The sequence below is a fragment of the Paraburkholderia sp. 31.1 genome (assembly GCF_014397645.1).
Lineage (GTDB): Bacteria > Pseudomonadota > Gammaproteobacteria > Burkholderiales > Burkholderiaceae > Paraburkholderia > Paraburkholderia tuberum.
Genome location: NZ_VZQN01000273.1, coordinates 1 through 241 on the forward strand (window position 1 = coordinate 1; position 241 = coordinate 241).

Annotated in this window: 1 protein-coding gene; it reads left to right on the forward strand. The window is 59.3% G+C overall.

The genetic code is table 11. The features are described from left to right. Positions 1–52 precede the first annotated feature (52 nt). Positions 53–241, forward strand: a 189-nt coding sequence (locus tag F6X37_RS36250) for a helix-turn-helix domain-containing protein (RefSeq protein WP_187614711.1), incomplete at its 3' end; no start/stop codon positions are given.

A 241-nucleotide genomic window follows, 5' to 3' on the forward strand; every position in this document is an offset into this window, starting at 1 on the left:
TGCTTAGTCTCTAGTTCCAAGTGCAACACCTTGAATGAGGTAGGGTGTTGCGATGAAGAAGAACTACAAGCATTTGAGCGCGGAAGAACGCGCGGCGATCATGATCGAACATCGAAAGGGCGGCAGCATAAGAACTATTGCGGGGCTGCTGGGGCGCAGCGCTTCGACGGTGTCGCGCGAACTGGCGCGTAATTGCAGCGTGGACGCGCCGCGCTACTGTGCGACGCAGGCGGCCTCGGCC